We start from the raw sequence: 15,321 nt of genomic DNA on the forward strand, positions 1-15,321 counted from the left end.
CGTACGAGATCGCGCTGCTGGCCGACGGTGTCGCGCCGGCGGACCTGTACCCGCTCGACATCCCGCGTGCCGAGAAGAAGCTCGACAGCATCCGCGGCGACCTGGTGTTCTATCAGTCCTACCCCGAGGTGCAGCAGCTGCTCACCAGCGGCAGCGCCTCCATCGCGGTGACCGTGACCGGGCAGTTCAACGCCCTGAAGAACGCCGGCGAAGACGTCACCGTGCAGTGGAACCAGGCGTTCATCGTGCCGAGCGGGTTCTCGGTGCCGAAGGCTGCGAAGAACCCGGATGCGGCGATGGCGCTCGCCGCCGTGATGAACGACCCTGAGAAGCAGGCCGTCTTCACCGAGCGCACGGGCTACGGGCCCGTCAACTCCGAGACCTTCTCGTCGCTCTCCGACGACGTGATCGCCGGCCTGGTGAACTCGCCCGAGCACGAGAAGATCGGACTCTACTGGGACAACCAGTGGCGCGCCGACAACTCGAACCTGCTGCTGGACTCCTACACCGCCTGGCTCGCCGAGTAGCGCATCCGTCGGCACCGTTTACATCGCCGAAACAACCCCGACACGAAACAGGATCCATTACTAGATAAATTGGATCCACAGTGTTTCCCTCCCGAACCCAGAACAGGATCGCTTCCATGACACCAATCACCCGGTTCCGCCGCGTGGCCCTCTCCGGGCTCGCGGTCGTGGCCGTCGCGGCCCTCGCCGCCGGCTGCAGCAGCACCCCCACGACCGACTCGACCGCCGCCGGCGAGGCCAGCACCGCCCCGATCAGCGGCAGCATCATCTGGGCCGACTACGGCGGACCCACCAACGAAAGCCGCCAGGTCGCCTACTTCGACGGCTTCACCGAGAGCACCGGCGTCGACGTCACCTCGGTCTCGATCGAAGACGCCATCTACAACGGCATGCTCGAGGGCGACGCCGGCGACTACGACATCTTCCAGGTGGGCKCCTCCGACGTGCTCGCCAACAAGGCCAACCTCATGGAGATCCCCGAGGCCGACCGCAGTGACCTGCTGCCCGACAACCTGTCGCCCTACATGGTCGGCGGCTTCTACATCGGYATSRCCCAGGGCTGGCTCACGAAGACCTTCGCCGACGGTGGGCCGAAGGACTGGGCGGACTTCTTCGACACGGCCAAGTACCCCGGCAAGCGTGCCTGGCCCGGCGCCCCGGGAAGCTATGACGCGTCGTACGAGATCGCGCTGCTGGCCGACGGTGTCGCGCCGGCGGACCTGTACCCGCTCGACATCCCGCGTGCCGAGAAGAAGCTCGACAGCATCCGCGGCGACCTGGTGTTCTATCAGTCCTACCCCGAGGTGCAGCAGCTGCTCACCAGCGGCAGCGCCTCCATCGCGGTCAGTGTCACCGGTCAGTTCACGGCACTGCAGAACGCGGGTGAGGACGTGACCGTGCAGTGGAACCAGGCGTTCATCAACGCGAACGGCTTCGTCATCCCGAAGACCTCGAACAACCCGGATGCCGCGCTCGCGCTGGCCGCCTGGATCAACGACCCCAAGAACCAGGCCGTGTTCACCGAGCGCACCAAGTACGGGCCGGTGAACTCGGCGGTGTTCGACGAACTGGCCCCCGATGTCGCTGCGGCGGTCGCGAATTCGCCCGAGCACGACAAGACCCTCGAGTGGGACGTCCAGTGGCGGGCCGACAACAAGGACCTGCTCCTGAACTCCTACACGGCCTGGCTGGCCAAGTAGGCCTCAGGGCGAACGGATCGCACGGAGGGGGAGCCCTCGGGCCGCAGAACCCGGGGACTCCTCCTCCGTGCGTTGCACCAGGAGCCGCCGCACGACGCCGAGGAGTACTGCGATGCACACGCTGCCGACGGTCTCCGGCACGATCACCCCCGAGCAGCTGGGCGTGACACTGCCGCACGAGCACCTCTTCGCCAACGGCACCCGGATGATCCCGCGCGACGGCTTCTCCACCGTCTGGGCCGAGCGCGTCGACGACGTCGAACGCTTCCTCGCCGCCGGCGGCCGCACCCTGGTGGAGCTCAGCTGCGGCGAGCTCACCGACCACGCGGCGCCCGTGCTCTGGGACACCGACCCCCGCCACCAGCTGCAGAACCGGGAGACGGGATCGCGTTCGATCGCGAACGTGCTCGCCATCAAGGCTCTCGCCGAGCAGACCGGGGTGCAGGTGGTGCTGGGCACCGGCCACTACTACGACGCCTACCTCGACCACCGCTGGTTCGATCAGACGAGCACCTCCCGCATCGCCGAGCACCTGATCGCCGACCTCGTCGACGAGATCCCCGGCACGGGCGTGCGGGCCGGGGTGCTCGGCGAGATCGCCTCGGACTTCGCCCACATCACCCCGCGCGAGGAGCGTTCGTTCCGCGCCGCCGCGATCGCCTCACGGGCGACAGGGGCCCTGATCAGCACGCACGCGCCCACCTTCGCGGTCGGCCTCGCGCAGCTCGAGCTGCTGATCGACGCGGAGGGCGTCGACCCGGCGCGCATCGCGGTGGGCCACACCGACACGGTGAAGAGTCTCGAGTACTCCCGTGCCCTGGCCCGGCGGGGCGTGTTCGTGCAGTACGACTGCATGATGGCCTGCAAGATCGGCGGCGAGCTCGTGCTGCCCGAGTTGCGCCGGCGGATCGAGCACCTCCGAGCGTTGATCGACGAGGGCTTCGCCGGCCAGCTGCTGCTCTCGCACGACGTGTTCCAGCGCTCGCACCAGGCCGCCCTCGGCGGACCCGGCTTCGTCTTCCTGTTCGAGGAGTTCGCCGAGCACGCGGCCGCGGCGGGGATCGAGCCCGAGGTGCTGCGGCAGATCCACACCGAGAATGCTCGGCGGGCGCTGTTCGGGGAGTGAGCCGCGGAGGCCGGGGAGGTGCTCGTGCCGGCTCAGCCCGCGATCAGCAGCTCGCGCGGGATGGTGGAGAGCGGCCGGAGACCTTCGTCGGTCATCAGCACCGTGTCGATGGCGGCCGCCTCGAAGTGCTCCACCCGGTCGCGCAGGATCGACTCGAAGTTCGACAGGTAGCCCTCCTCGAGGGTGATGCGGTGCGGCCCGTCGTTCGCGAGGTAGGTGTGCCCCACCCAGCTCGGCGGGAACGAGACGCCGAGGGCGTAGCCCCCGGTCCACCACACCTTCTCGGCCGGCACGCGGTCGCGCAGCGCCTGCTCGGCACGGGCCATCGCGATCGCCGGGTCGTCTCCCGGGTGGGCGTTCGCACACAGGACGTCGAGGCTCTCACGGGCGGCGTCGAGAAGCTGCGAGACCCCCGGATGCGCCCGGCCGAGCGAGAACACCCGGCAGAGGTTGACGTGGTAGCGGTCCACCACCGCCGAGGCGTCGACCGAGACGATGTCGCCGGGCTCCAGCACGCGGCGCGAGGGGAAGGAGTGCACGTCGCGCCACGCGCTCGGGCCCGACGCGACGAGCGGATGCTGCGCCGGCACCTCGCCGCCCTCCTCCGACATGAAGGTGGTCACCAGCGCGGCGACCTCGAGCTCGCTGAGCCCCGGCCGCAGGGTCTCGTGCAGCCGCCGGAACACGCGATCGGCGATCGCGCCGGCTGCGAGCACCCGCTCGCGCTCGGCGGGCGACTTGTACACGCGCAGGCCGTCGACGATCCAGTCGCCGGCCGACACGCTCATCCCGCGGGCGCTGAGCTCCTCGCCGAGCGGCACCATCACGCCGGGCACCGGAGTGGGGGAGGACCATTCGAGCGCCACCCGGGCTCCCGGGCTGCGCCGGGCGAGCTGTTCGGCCACGGTGATGTGCGCCGTGCCGTAGTCGAAGAACTCCGCCTCGTCGTAGAGGGCGTCGTAGGGCAGGAACTCCTCGTGCCGGCTCCAGTCGAAGAACAGGGTGCGCTCCTCGTGCGCCCAGACGGCGACGCCGACCGGCAGGCGGGGCGGGTACCACGAGGCTTCGTAGTCGGTGAGCCAGAACAGGTTCGCCGGAGAGGTCACGAGCAGCACGTCGATCTCGAGCTCGCGCAGGGCGGCGCGCAGCCGGCCGGTGCGCTCGCGGTATTCGTCCAGGCCGAACCTCGGGTGCTCCGGGACGTTCATGATGCCGCCTTCCTCAGCGCTGCGAAGAATCAAGATTGGACAACATTTGCTTAATCTTGGATCCAAATACCACTATAACGGATACTAACAAGTTCCACCGGTCTGCCCCATCGACCCTGCGCTACCCGTCTTCGACTCCGTTCCTGCAGAAAGGCACCATCCGATGAAACCCTCCTTCCGCCCCGCCGCCGTGGCCATCGCCGCGGCCGCCGCGCTCGCGCTCACCTCCTGCGCCTCCTCCGGCTCCGCCGGCACCACCGACGCCGCCTCGCCGGCGCCGGGCGGAGGGACGGTGGTCTGGGCGGACTACGGCGGTTCCACCAACGAGAGCTTCAATGCCGTGTTCTTCGACGACTTCACCGCCGAGACCGGCACCGAGGTGGTCTCCACCACCATCGCCGGGGCCGTGCAGAACGAGATGTTCGAAGGCGGCCCCGGCGACTACGACGCCCAGATGACGGGGCTCGCCGAAGTGGGGCTCTACAAAGACAGCCTCCAGGTGCTGCCCGACAGCGTGCCCCGCGGGGATCTCCTGCCCGCCGAGGTGCAGGACTACGCGTTCGGCGGCATGATGATCGGCTACGCGCAGGCGTACGTCACCGACACCTTCCCCGACGGCGGCCCGCAGAACTGGGCCGACTTCTGGAACGTCGAGAAGTTCCCGGGCATGCGTGCCGTTCCGGGCGAGTACCACGACTACATGTTCGAGGCCGCGCTGCTGGCCGACGGCGTGGCGCCCGCGGACCTGTACCCGCTCGACTTCGACCGCGCCGAGGCGAAGCTCGACCAGTTGCGGCCGTACCTCACCTTCTACACGGAGTACCCGCAGGTGCAGCAACTGCTCTCCTCGGGGAGTGTCGCCCTGGCCTTCGGACCCAACGGCTTGTTCGCGGGCCTGCAGAACCAGGGCGTCGACACCACCGTGGTGTGGGATGGCGCCTTCGTCGAAGCGAACCTCTTCGTGATCGCCGCCCAGGCTCCGAATCCCGAGAACACCTTCGCTCTCGCGACCTTCCTGGCCGACCCCGAGAAGCAGGCGGCGTTCTCCGAGCGCACCAACTACGGGCCCAGCTCGTCGGCGGCGTTCGACTACATGAGCCCCGAGGCCATCGATCGCCTGCCCAACGCTCCGAGCCACACCGCCACGGTGCCCGCGGATGCGCAGGGCCGTTCCGACGCCTATGCCGAGTCGGTCGACCGTTACACGGCCTGGCTGGCCGGGTAGCGGCGCTCGTCGCCGCATCCGTAACACGACCGAAACACGGCGGTAATGCGTTCGGATCCATAAGTATCTATATTGGATCCAACGCCGACCCGACAGGCGGGCGGGAAACATCCGCGAAACGTCGACCTTGGAGCATGTCAGAGTGACCACCACATCCCTGGCCTCGCCGCGTACCCGACGCGGGGCGAAGCACACGCGTCCGCTCGGCGCCAGTCGCGGCGAGAAGAGGTGGCTGCTCTGGCCGCCGCTGATCTTCTTCGTCGTGGCCCTCGGGCTTCCCCTGATCGCCCTCGTGCTGCAGTCGTTCGAGGAGGGCGCCGGCTCGTATCTGCAGATCTGGAGCGTGCCGGCGTTCACCTCGTCACTCATCCGCACGGTGGTGCTCGCCCTGATCGTGATGGTGATCACCATGATCCTCGGCTCGGCCTACGCGCTGGCGATCGTCTCGTCGCCGGCCTGGCTGAGGATCGTGCTTCTCGCCGCGCTCATCCTGTCGCTGTGGACCTCGATCATGGTGCGCTCCTTCGGCTGGATGCTGCTCGAGCTGCCCAAGGGGGCGATCTACTGGTTCCTCTCCACCATCGGGCTAAGTGATGAACCGGTGGAGCTGTACCAGACCACGATCGGCATGTACCCGGCCATGATCGCCGTGATGCTGCCGTTCGCGGTGCTGCCGGTGATGACCGCGCTGCAGGCGATCGACAAGGAGCAGCTGAGCGCGGCCACCGTCTTCGGAGCCGGGCCGTTGCTGACCTTCCGAACGGTGACCTGGCCGCAGATCCTGCCCTCGGTGATCAGCGGCGGTGTTCTCGTGTTCGTGATGTCGCTCGGCTTCTACGTCACGCCGCTGCTGCTCGGCGGCCCGGGCAACATGACGGTGTCGGGGGTCATCAACTCCCAGATGAACCAGGCCAACCGGCCTGAGCTCGGCGCCGCCATGAGCATCCTGCTGGTGGGAGGGACCATGTTGATCTACCTCATCTCCGACCGGCTGTTCAAGGTGAGCGAGAAATGGGGATGACCGAATGAGCACCACCGCGACCGTCGCCCGCTCCCTCGGCTGGTACCGCATTCCGGTGATCGTGATCGCCGCGCTCGCCAGCCTGCTGCTGATCGTCCCCTTCCTCATCCTCGTCTCGACCTCGTGGACCGAGGGCAGCTTCATCCTCTTCCCGCCCAAGGGCTTCTCGCTGCAGTGGTACGGCGAGGTGCTCTCCGACCGCAAGTGGATGAACTCGTTCTGGCTGTCGCTGTGGACGGGCGCGCTCTCCACGCTCATCGCGACCGTGCTCGGCGTGGCGGGCGCGATCGGGCTCACCCGGGTGCGCAGCCGTGCGGCGGCCCGGTGGATCCGCACCCTGTTCATCGTTCCGATCGCGCTGCCGCCGATCGCGTATGCGGTGGGCCTGTACGGGGTGAACCTCGAGCTCGGGTTCCTGCGCGGCACCCTCGTCACGCTGATCGTGGGGGAGGCGCTGATCGCGCTGCCCTACGTGTTCGTGATCGCCTCGGGGGGCATCGCCCGCATCGACCCGGCGCTGCGCCTCGCGGCCAGCACCATGGGTGCGCGCTGGCCCCTCATCCTGCGCACCATCGAACTGCCGGCCCTCGTGCCGTACATCCTCTCGGGGGCGCTGTTCGCCTTCGTGGTGGTGTTCGACGAGGTCGTGCTCGCGGTGTTCCTGCTGCCTCCGGGGCAGCAGACGCTGCCGCTGCGCATGCTGAACGCCTCGCAGGAGGCGTTCTCGCCCGAGCTCACGGCGGCCTCGACGCTGGTGTCTCTGCTCGCGATCGTGGTGCTCGCCATCCTCCCCCTCTCGAACGCGGTGCGCGCCGCACGGCTGAGACGCCGCATCTCGGCCGCCTCGCCGACCCCCACAACGCCCTCCTTGGAAGGAGTCACGGAATGACCATCGCCCTCTCGGTCTCCGACGTCCAGGTCACCCTCGGCCACAACCACGTGCTGAAAGGAGTGGCGCTCGACGTGCAGCCGGGGGAGTTCGTCACCCTGCTCGGAGCGAGCGGGAGCGGCAAGTCCACCCTGCTCAACGTCATCGCCGGGCTGCAGACGGTGGACTCCGGCGAGGTGCGCTTCGACGGGGTGAACGTCGAGAAGCGCGCGCCGCAGAAGCGCAACGTGGGCGTGGTCTTCCAGTCCTACGCCCTGTTCCCGCACATGAGCATCGGCGAGAACGTGTCGTTCCCGTTGCTCGCCGCGCGCCGCCCCGCGAAGGAGCGCCGTGCGGTGGCGGACGAGATGCTCGCTCTCGTGCAGCTGCCCGGCATGGCCGACCGCTCGCCCGCCTCGCTCTCGGGCGGCCAGCGGCAGCGCGTGGCCCTGGCCCGGGCTCTCGCGGCCAATCCCGGCATCCTGCTGCTCGACGAGCCGATGGCCGCCCTCGACAAGCAGCTGCGTGAGCAGATGCAGGTGGAGATCACCCGGATCCAGCGCAAGGTGGGCATCACCACGGTGTCGGTGACCCATGACCAGACCGAGGCGTTGACCATGTCGGACCGCGTCGCCATCATGCGCGACGGCCGTCTGGTGCAGGTCGACACTCCTGAGTCGCTCTACCGGCGTCCGGTCGACGAGTACGTCGCCGGCTTCCTCGGCGAGGCCAACCTGCTGCCCACCCAGGGAGGGGCCATCTGCGACCTCGAGCCCGGGAACGCCGGCGAGGGAACAGCCGTGCTGCGGCCGGAGGACCTCGAGGTGATCTCGGCGGGCGCCGCCGCATCCGCGTTCTCGATCGAGGGCACCGTGCGGCTGCTGAGCTTCCAGGGCAGCCGATTCCGGCTCGAGCTGCGCACGGATGCCGGCCGGCGGATCGTGTGCTCCCTGCCCCCGGCCGCCGACGTCTCGGCTCTGGTGGTCGGCTCCCGTGCGCGGGTGGGCTGCCGTGACACGGGCCGCGTGCACGTGATCAGCACGACCGCGTCGGCGCCGGCCACCGGAGCCCTCGCCGCCGCCTGAGGGCTGGGCGTGCGGCTCGGTGCGGCCGCTCTATCCGGCTGCCGCGGCCGGTGACGCCGTGACGGAGGGGGACCGTTCGTCGGTGCCCTTGATGACCCAGTAGACGACCGCGAGGGCCAGGATGCCCACCACGGGGGCGAGGAGGGCGGCGAAGGGCGTCGAGACGGGTGCGTGACCGACCGAGAAGACCGACACGTCCCAGAGGCCGTGGAGCAGCATCGCCCAGATCAGCGATCCCGTGACGCGGCGCAGGATGTAGAACGCGGTTCCGGAGGCGAACGCGAGCACGGCCTGCTGGAGCGAGGAGGCGAGGGGCGCACCGAGGAGTGCGTTCGCGAGATGCATCAGGCCGAACAGCGCGCTGGAGAGCGCCCACACCCAGCCCTCGCGCCATCGCGAACGGAAGGCGGTGAGCACGAGGCCGCGTGCCATCATCTCCTCGTTGAAGCCGACGAGGACGCCGAGGGCGATCAGGGAGAGCAGGAACGACGCGTCGAACTGGGACCAGTCGGTGTTCGCGAGGTTGAACACGGCCACGACGGCCATGACGATCGGCACGAAGACCGGCCACTTGTGGTGCGAGCGCCTGCGCTCCACGAGGGCGGGCCGCCACCAGCCGAGCAGCGACGTCACCACGACCAGCAGAACCGCGGCCACGGCGAGGTCGAGCACGGCGCCCCGCCAGGTCGATTCGGCGGAGGTGCCGATGTCGGGGAAGGGCACACCGCTGAGCAGGGTGACCGTCACGATGACGACGACGTAGCCGGCCCAGATCGCGAAACCGATCCAGGCCCGAGGGGCGATGCGCATGCGAATCCTTCCGCGAGAGACGTGACACAATCTAGCCGACACCCGTGGCCTGCGCGGTCGGCGACGCAGCTCGCCGGGCGGGCTCAGGCGGCCGGGTCGCGGGGCTCCTCCGCGTCGGCGAGGGGCGGCCGCGGGTGGTCGTCGCGAGTGAAGATCGTGAGCACGGCGAGGGCGGCGAGCTGGAAGCCGGCCACGATCAAGAAGGCCCACATCGACGAGAACAGGCCGATGGCGATGCCGCCGATCAGGGCGCCGCCGGCGTAGCCGATGCTCGTGAAGCTCGAGAACAGGCCGAGGCCCAGGGCGCGGTCGCCCGGGTTCAGCCCGCGGGTCGCGAGCATCGTGAGCGAGGGATAGAGCGGCGAGAAGCCGACGCCGATGAAGACCGCGCCGAGGGCCGCCACCCAGAAGGTGCCCGCGAGCCCCAGAGTCACGAGGCCCACGGTGAGGCTCGTGAGCGAGATCGCGGTCGCCCGCAGGGGGCCGAGGCGATCGGGCAGGCCGGCCAGTGCGAGGCGCGCCCCGATCACGCTCACGGCGAAGACGGCGAAGACGGAGGCGGCACCCAGCAGGCCGCTCTCGGCGATCCCCTGGCCGGTGAGGTGCACGATCAGGAAGCCGAGCATGAGACCCTCTCCGCACCAGGCCGCCGCGGCGACCACGCCGGGCACCCAGACCGCCCGGAACGCGGCCAGGAGGGTGCGTCCGTCGAGCCGGGGACGGTCACCCGTGCGTGAAGCCGCGGCGGCGGATCCGGTGGGGGAGGGCAGCATGGCGATCAGGGCGAACGTCACCAGCTCGAGTGCCGCGCACACGCCGAACACGGCCTGCGGCCCGAAACCCTGGTTGACGACGGTGCCCAGCTGCGGGCCCACGGCCACGCCCAGCCACACGCTGAGGCCGTAGATGCTGAGCGCCTTTCCGCGCTGAGCGGGCGGGGCGATGGCCACGAGCCAGGCCATGATGAGCGTCATCGCGGCCGAGTTGCCGAGACCGAACAGCACCCGGCTGGTCGCCGCGCTCCAGAAGGCCGGCACCAGGGCCAGCAGCAGCAGCGCGGCGATCGCCATGCCGCCGCCCACGAGGGCCACGGTGCGGTAGCCCTTGCGGTCGCCGTAGGAGCCGGCAACCGGCATCGCGGCGATCGAGGCCACCGCGGCCAGCGCGATCACCACGCCCGAGAGGGTGGCGTCGCCGCCGAGCACCTGCTGCACGTACTGCGGGATGATCGGGGTGCTCGCCGCGTTCGTCATCGCCCCGATCAGCGAGGCGGCGAAGATCAGCCAGAACGGCAGCGTGCGCGTGATGTCGCGCGCGCCGGCTCCCGCCAGGCTCACGGGGCCGTGCGCCGCGGTGCGCACTCCAGGCTCAGCCAGAGCTCGAAGCAGTTGTTGCGCGAGAGCGTGGTGGCGCCGATCGAGGCACGGCCCATGCTGCCGGCCTCGTCGCCGAACACCTCCAGGAACAGGTCGCTGGCCCCGTTCGACACCTCGTGAAGCAGCTCGAAGCCGGGCGGGCAGACCACGAAGCAGAGGGCGCGCGAGAGACTCACCACCTCGTCGAGCGAGCCGAGGGCGTAGCGTATCATGCCGAGGGTGTGGATGGCGGTGAGCCGCGCGGCCGCGTAGCCCTGCTCGATCGTGACGTCGACTCCGACGACCCCGGGATGCAGGCGCTCACCGGCGCGGTTCTCCGGCGTCAGACCGCTGATCTCGAGCAGGTCGCCGATGCGGTGGAAGGGCTTCATCGGGCCGTAGCGGCGGCCATAGGGCGGGTTGGCGTAGTCGGGGATCTCGAGACCCAGCTCCCGCACGCGGGCCTCGGCGCTGATGGTCGGCATCCTTCTCCTCTTTGTATCCGATATGCTCTTAACTGGATCCATTCTATCGACCCGCAGGAGGACATGTGACCACGGCGACCACGGCGGAACAGCGCGCAGCAGAACTCGGCCTCGTCATCCCCGACTACGCCAACCCGCCCTACGGCACGCGCTACGGCACCATGAAGGCCTTCCACCGTTCGGGCCGTACGCTCACCCTGAGCGGCATCACCCCGGAGGATCGCCAGGGCAACAAGGTGTTCCCGGGCCGCGTCGGCTCCACCGTCACCCTCGAGGAGGGCTACCAGGCCGCGCGCTACGCGGCCGTCAACGTGCTCGGCCTCATCCGCTACGCCGTGGGTTCGCTCGACGAGATCACGGGCTTCGTGCGCACGCTCACCTGCGTGGTGGTGACTCCCGAGTTCACCGACGTGAACCTCGTCACCAACGGCGCCGCCGACCTGTTCATGGAGGTGTTCGGCGACCCGATCGGGCGCTCGACCTCGATGGGTCTCGGCGTGAACACCCTCTCGGGTGGCAACGTCTTCGAGATGACCGCCGTGCTCGAGACCCGCTCGCCTTTCGAGGACCGGTCGCTCTGATGCGCGTCGACACCCACCTGCACGCCTATGCCGACGCCGCGGAGGGCCTGTACGACCTCACCGCGTACCCGATCGTGGAATACGGCGAGAAGCCCGACGTGGAGTTCGCCGGGGTGGCGGGCACGATCGACGACGCCCTCCGTGCCCTCGACGACGCCGGCTTCGACTACGCGGCCCTGCTCGGCAGCTATGAGCTCCCCGAGCTGCCGCATCCGGCCGGCGACGCCCGGCACTGGCCGGTGCCACCGAGCCACGCCGACCACGCCGGGGCGCTGATCGCCTACAACCGCTGGCTCTGCGACATGGGCGCCGCGCACCCCAAGCTGCTTCCCTTCGTCACCGCGAACCCCGCGGTGATGACCTCGGCCGAGTCGGCGGCGCACCTCGCCGAGGCTTTCGGCGACTGGGGCGCCCGCGGCCTGAAGCTGCACCCCATCGCCATCCGCACCCACCCCGACGACCCGGGGCTCGCGGGCGTGTACGAGGCGTGCGCCGACGCCGGGGCGCCGATCGTCTTCCACAGCGGGCCGGATGTGCGCGGCTACGGCTGGTCGGAGCCGGTTGCGCTCGCGGCGGCCGGGGCCGCACACCCGCGCACCACGTTCATCCTCGCCCACCTGGGCGGGGCGAAGTGGCCGGTCGTCGCCGAGCTCGCGGCGGCGAACCCCGGTCTCTACTTCGACCTCTCCGAGATCGTGATGTGGATCGGGGCCTCGAAGGGGCCGGATGCCACCCAGATCGTGGAGCTCATCCGCGCGGTCGGCGCCGACCGCATCACGCTCGGCTCCGACTTCCCGTGGTATGCCCCGGGCGCCACCGCCGACATCGTGGAGGGGCTTCCCGGTCTCGGCGCACAGGAACGGGCGGCGATCCTCGGAGAGACCGCCGCCCGCATCCTGCGTCTGTAGCCGGGTTCTAGGCCCGCAGGCCCTTCTCCACCAGGAGGGGGAGGATGTCGTCCTCGAAGCGCTGCATCCCCTCTTCCCAGAGGGGCCAGCCGAGGAGGCAGCCGTCGACGCCGGTGCCCGAGAGCCAGGCGAGCTTGTCGGCGATCTGCTCGGGGGTGCCCACGAACGGCACGCCCCCGTCGCCGGCCACCCAGTTGAAGCGGCGGGCGGCGGTGGAGTTGTCGCCCGCCACCGCGGCCTCCACGCCCATGATGGTGAGCGCGTTCACGGCGGCGTCGTGCATGCCGTGCTCGCCCGCGTAGTACTGCAGGAAGTCCTGTGCCTGCTGCTCGGTGGGCGCGTCGACGACGTAGCCGAAGGTCCACACCTCGATCTCGCGGCCGAAGCGCTCCCGCGCCTGCCGCTTGATGTCGGCCACCTGGGCGACGGCCTCGTCGTGGTCGTCGCGCAGCTTGATGTAGATCTGGTCGGAGTTCTGCAGGGCGAAGTCGAGCCCGCGGCCCGACATGGCCGCGTTCATGATGCGGGGCTTCTCGCCCAGCGGCTTCGGCATCGAGAACAGGCCGCGCAGCGTGTAGTGCTCGCCCGGGTAGTCGAACTCCTCGTACTCGCTCCAGAGGCGCTGCACGACCTCGATCCACTCGTCGGCCAGGTCGTACCGGGCGTCGTGGGCGAGGAGGTCGTCGCCGAACATGGCGAGCTCCGGCCGGTACCATCCGGCCACCACGTTCACGCCCGCGCGGCCGCCCGTGACGTGGTCGATGGTGGCGAGCTGCTTCGCCGCGATCACCGGATGCACCACCGGCATCAGCACGGTGGCGAAGATGCGGGCCTTCTCGGTGACGGCGCCCACGGCCGCGGCCCAGGTCAGGGTGTCGTACACGTCGGAGTGCGGGTTGTGCTCGCCGCCGTAGCCCTTCCAGCGGAGCACCGGCACGATCGCCTCGAAGTCCATCTTCTCGGCGTGCCGGGCGAGATGCTTCACCCTCGACCAATCGGTGGTGAGGGTGCCCGGGATGCTCGTGAAGGTGATTCCGGGGGCGATGTTGGTTCCGAAGGTGCCCAGTTGCAGGCGGTTGGTGCGGGTCATACCGGGGTGCTCATCCGATCCGGGGCTCACTTGTAGACGACGTAGAACTTGCGCAGGGTCTCGGTGACGGTCCACACCCCGCACCAGCCGATGGGGAAGTAGGCCACGCTGCCGGCGGTCAGCTCCACGGGCTCCTCGCCGTCGCGCTGCACGGTCATCGCGCCCGACACCACCTGGATGATCTCACCCCGGGTGAGGAACTCCCAGCGTGAGGTGCCCGGCTCCGACTCCCAGATGCCCGAGATGACGGTGCGGTCCTCGTTCGTGAAGTCCACGCGCGAGCGCACGGTGATGGGGCCGGAGAGGGGCTCGGCGCTCGGCTGGCCGAGCAGCCTCGCTTCGAGCTCGTCGGGGGTGAGGTCGAGGGGTCGGGTCGTTGTCGTCATGATTGGATCCTAAATACACGAGAATGGATCCGCAAGTGCGGCGACCGGGTCGGCGGTCCTGCTTCAGGCCTCGAACACCGTGCGGCCGCCCACCACGGTGCGCTGCACCGAGGCGCCCGCGAGTTCGTCGTCGCTGCAGCGCAGGGGATCGACCGAGAGCTCCGCCCAATCCGCGAGCATCCCGGGAGCCAGCACGCCGCGCTCGTGATCGGCGAAGGCGGCGAAGGCGGCGTCGCGGGTGAGCCCACGCAGAGCCTGCTCGGGGGTGAGGCTCTGGGCGGCGCCCAGCGGGCCCTCGATGCCGCGGGCCGCCCGCGTGCGCACGAACCAGAGCAGACGCAGCGGATCGAAGGGGAAGTAGGGTCCGTCGGAGCCGAGTGCCACCCGCACGCCGCCGTCGATCCAGCTGCGCAGCGGATTGGCGTTCTCGGCCGCCTCGCACAGGGTCTCGCGCAGCCAGGCGCCGTTCTGCCACTGGATGGCGGGCTGCGACGACACCAGCACGCCCAGCCGCGCCGCTCGCGCGACCGTCTCGGCCGAGGGCTCGAGGTAGGCGTGGATGAGCCGGAACCGCAGGCCGTGGATCGGCACATCCGCGTTCACCCGCTCGAAGGCGTCCAGGGCCAGGCGCATCGCCGCCGGGCCGATGGCATGCACGCCGAGGGCCCAGCCCTGCTCGGCGCAGAATCGCGCCACCAGCTCGAGCTCGGCCGCCGCGATGGTCTGGATGCCGCGCTCGCCCGTTCCCGGCCAGGGCTCTTCGCGCAGCGCCTGCTGCCGCTTGCCCTCGCCGTCGGCGTAGACCTTCATCGCGCCGAAGGCGAGCCGGCTGTCACCGAAACCGCTGCCGACTCCCAGCCCGCCGACCCGCGCGATGACGTCCTCGGGCGAGATGAGATGGTCGCGGAGTCCCTCGAAGTACGGCATGGCCGTGATCCGCAGGCTGAGTTCGCCGGCGGCGCGAGCCTGCTGGTAGACGCGCACCGCGTCGGCCGTGGCCCAGGGGTCGGCGATGCCGGTGATGCCCAGGGCGTGCAGCAGCGGCTGGATGCGGCGCAGTCCCTCGCGGCGCACCGCGTCGGAGGGCTCGCCCTCCGGCCAGTCGGGGTCGAGGGCGGTCTCCGCCATGCGCCGCTGGAAAGCGGCGAGGTCGACGGGCCCCTCGGGGAAGAGATCCATCACCTTGACCCCGCCGCGCTGCAGGTAGAAGTGCGAATCGATGAAGCCGGGCACGAGGACGCCGGAGGCCTGCCGCACGGGTGTGCCGGCCGGCAGCTGCGCGGTCACCTCGTCGAGGGAGCCCACGGCGACGATCCTCGAACCGGCGAACGCCAGTGCTCCGGCGCGCGGCTGCTCGTCGTCGAGCGTGATGATCTGCCCGGCGACGATGCGGGGCAGGCGCGATGTGGTGGGCTGAATGGGATCCATATGCGCTAGTTTAGGATCC

At 69.8% G+C, this 15,321-nt stretch carries 16 protein-coding genes; 9 read left to right on the forward strand and 7 right to left on the reverse strand.

Going from position 1 to position 15,321, the window contains the following annotated elements; genetic code table 11:
- The 3 genes from VD659_RS17580 to VD659_RS17590 form a co-directional block, all read left to right on the forward strand.
- Nucleotides 1-527: extracellular solute-binding protein (locus VD659_RS17580; RefSeq protein ID WP_423262334.1), on the forward strand; the 527-nt coding region annotated here is incomplete at its 5' end.
- Nucleotides 528-643: 116 nt separating this feature from the next.
- Nucleotides 644-1,726: an extracellular solute-binding protein gene (locus VD659_RS17585; RefSeq protein ID WP_423262335.1), complete on the forward strand. Its 1,083-nt coding sequence runs from the start codon at nt 644-646 to the stop codon at nt 1,724-1,726.
- Nucleotides 1,727-1,838: 112 nt separating this feature from the next.
- Nucleotides 1,839-2,852, forward strand: coding sequence for a phosphotriesterase family protein (locus VD659_RS17590; RefSeq protein ID WP_423262336.1), 1,014 nt, complete (start codon nt 1,839-1,841; stop codon nt 2,850-2,852).
- Between the two features lie 32 nt (nt 2,853-2,884).
- Here VD659_RS17590 and VD659_RS17595 read toward each other — a convergent pair whose 3' ends face one another.
- Nucleotides 2,885-4,060, reverse strand: coding sequence for a M24 family metallopeptidase (locus VD659_RS17595; protein ID WP_423262337.1), 1,176 nt, complete (start codon nt 4,058-4,060; stop codon nt 2,885-2,887).
- A gap of 163 nt (nt 4,061-4,223) precedes the next feature.
- On the opposite strand from VD659_RS17595, the gene VD659_RS17600 reads away from it, so the two are divergent.
- From VD659_RS17600 to VD659_RS17615, 4 genes are all read left to right on the forward strand, one after another.
- Complete coding sequence (locus VD659_RS17600) at nt 4,224-5,285, forward strand: extracellular solute-binding protein (protein ID WP_423262338.1); 1,062 nt, start codon at nt 4,224-4,226, stop codon at nt 5,283-5,285.
- 142 nt (nt 5,286-5,427) lie between these two features.
- Nucleotides 5,428-6,306, forward strand: coding sequence for an ABC transporter permease (locus tag VD659_RS17605; protein WP_423262339.1), 879 nt, complete (start codon nt 5,428-5,430; stop codon nt 6,304-6,306).
- A 4-nt stretch (nt 6,307-6,310) separates the two neighbouring features.
- Complete coding sequence (locus VD659_RS17610) at nt 6,311-7,195, forward strand: ABC transporter permease (protein ID WP_423262340.1); 885 nt, start codon at nt 6,311-6,313, stop codon at nt 7,193-7,195.
- Nucleotides 7,192-8,259 carry an ABC transporter ATP-binding protein gene (locus tag VD659_RS17615; protein ID WP_423262341.1) on the forward strand — a complete coding sequence of 356 codons (1,068 nt, stop codon included), beginning with the start codon at nt 7,192-7,194 and terminating at the stop codon, nt 8,257-8,259. The genes VD659_RS17610 and VD659_RS17615 overlap by 4 nt, the downstream gene beginning before the upstream one ends.
- A 30-nt stretch (nt 8,260-8,289) precedes the next feature.
- On the opposite strand, the gene VD659_RS17620 is transcribed toward VD659_RS17615, so the two are convergent.
- The 3 genes from VD659_RS17620 to VD659_RS17630 all read right to left on the reverse strand — a co-directional run bounded on the left by VD659_RS17620 (nt 8,290) and on the right by VD659_RS17630 (nt 10,909).
- A complete protein-coding gene (locus VD659_RS17620) occupies nt 8,290-9,069 on the reverse strand; it encodes a lysostaphin resistance A-like protein (protein WP_423262342.1) in 780 nt (259 codons plus the stop codon).
- Between the two features lie 83 nt (nt 9,070-9,152).
- Nucleotides 9,153-10,430 (reverse strand): MFS transporter, encoded by a 1,278-nt coding sequence (locus tag VD659_RS17625; protein WP_423262343.1) that lies wholly within the window; start codon nt 10,428-10,430, stop codon nt 9,153-9,155.
- Complete coding sequence (locus VD659_RS17630; protein WP_423262344.1) at nt 10,403-10,909, reverse strand: RidA family protein; 507 nt, start codon at nt 10,907-10,909, stop codon at nt 10,403-10,405. Before VD659_RS17630 ends, VD659_RS17625 begins: the two co-directional genes overlap by 28 nt.
- A gap of 65 nt (nt 10,910-10,974) precedes the next feature.
- On the opposite strand from VD659_RS17630, the gene VD659_RS17635 reads away from it, so the two are divergent.
- On the forward strand, nt 10,975-11,490 hold the full coding sequence (locus VD659_RS17635; protein ID WP_423262345.1) for a RidA family protein: 516 nt from the start codon (nt 10,975-10,977) through the stop codon (nt 11,488-11,490).
- Nucleotides 11,490-12,398 carry an amidohydrolase family protein gene (locus VD659_RS17640; RefSeq protein ID WP_423262346.1) on the forward strand — a complete coding sequence of 303 codons (909 nt, stop codon included), beginning with the start codon at nt 11,490-11,492 and terminating at the stop codon, nt 12,396-12,398. Before VD659_RS17635 ends, VD659_RS17640 begins: the two co-directional genes overlap by 1 nt.
- A 7-nt stretch (nt 12,399-12,405) precedes the next feature.
- On the opposite strand, the gene VD659_RS17645 is transcribed toward VD659_RS17640, so the two are convergent.
- The 3 genes from VD659_RS17645 to VD659_RS17655 form a co-directional block, all read right to left on the reverse strand.
- Nucleotides 12,406-13,488 carry an LLM class flavin-dependent oxidoreductase gene (locus tag VD659_RS17645; RefSeq protein WP_423262347.1) on the reverse strand — a complete coding sequence of 361 codons (1,083 nt, stop codon included), beginning with the start codon at nt 13,486-13,488 and terminating at the stop codon, nt 12,406-12,408.
- Between the two features lie 26 nt (nt 13,489-13,514).
- Nucleotides 13,515-13,874, reverse strand: coding sequence for a cupin domain-containing protein (locus VD659_RS17650; RefSeq protein WP_423262348.1), 360 nt, complete (start codon nt 13,872-13,874; stop codon nt 13,515-13,517).
- 63 nt (nt 13,875-13,937) lie between these two features.
- The gene (locus tag VD659_RS17655) at nt 13,938-15,302 is read right to left on the reverse strand and encodes an amidohydrolase (RefSeq protein WP_423262349.1); all 1,365 of its coding nucleotides are present in this window, start codon (nt 15,300-15,302) and stop codon (nt 13,938-13,940) included.
- Nucleotides 15,303-15,321 lie beyond the last annotated feature (19 nt).

Source organism: Herbiconiux sp. 11R-BC (assembly GCF_049472555.1).
Lineage (GTDB): Bacteria > Actinomycetota > Actinomycetes > Actinomycetales > Microbacteriaceae > Herbiconiux.

Bases quoted from the DNA above. Each gene is read 5' to 3' on its own strand.
- VD659_RS17640 (WP_423262346.1), top strand. From the start codon at position 11,490: ATGCGCGTCGACACCCACCTGCACGCCTATGCCGACGCCGCGGAGGGC.
- VD659_RS17645 (WP_423262347.1), bottom strand. From the start codon at position 13,488: ATGACCCGCACCAACCGCCTGCAACTGGGCACCTTCGGAACCAACATC.
- VD659_RS17650 (WP_423262348.1), bottom strand. From the start codon at position 13,874: ATGACGACAACGACCCGACCCCTCGACCTCACCCCCGACGAGCTCGAA.
- VD659_RS17630 (WP_423262344.1), bottom strand. From the start codon at position 10,909: ATGCCGACCATCAGCGCCGAGGCCCGCGTGCGGGAGCTGGGTCTCGAG.
- VD659_RS17615 (WP_423262341.1), top strand. From the start codon at position 7,192: ATGACCATCGCCCTCTCGGTCTCCGACGTCCAGGTCACCCTCGGCCAC.
- VD659_RS17595 (WP_423262337.1), bottom strand. From the start codon at position 4,060: ATGAACGTCCCGGAGCACCCGAGGTTCGGCCTGGACGAATACCGCGAG.
- VD659_RS17590 (WP_423262336.1), top strand. From the start codon at position 1,839: ATGCACACGCTGCCGACGGTCTCCGGCACGATCACCCCCGAGCAGCTG.
- VD659_RS17655 (WP_423262349.1), bottom strand. From the start codon at position 15,302: ATGGATCCCATTCAGCCCACCACATCGCGCCTGCCCCGCATCGTCGCC.
- VD659_RS17600 (WP_423262338.1), top strand. From the start codon at position 4,224: ATGAAACCCTCCTTCCGCCCCGCCGCCGTGGCCATCGCCGCGGCCGCC.
- VD659_RS17610 (WP_423262340.1), top strand. From the start codon at position 6,311: ATGAGCACCACCGCGACCGTCGCCCGCTCCCTCGGCTGGTACCGCATT.
- VD659_RS17620 (WP_423262342.1), bottom strand. From the start codon at position 9,069: ATGCGCATCGCCCCTCGGGCCTGGATCGGTTTCGCGATCTGGGCCGGC.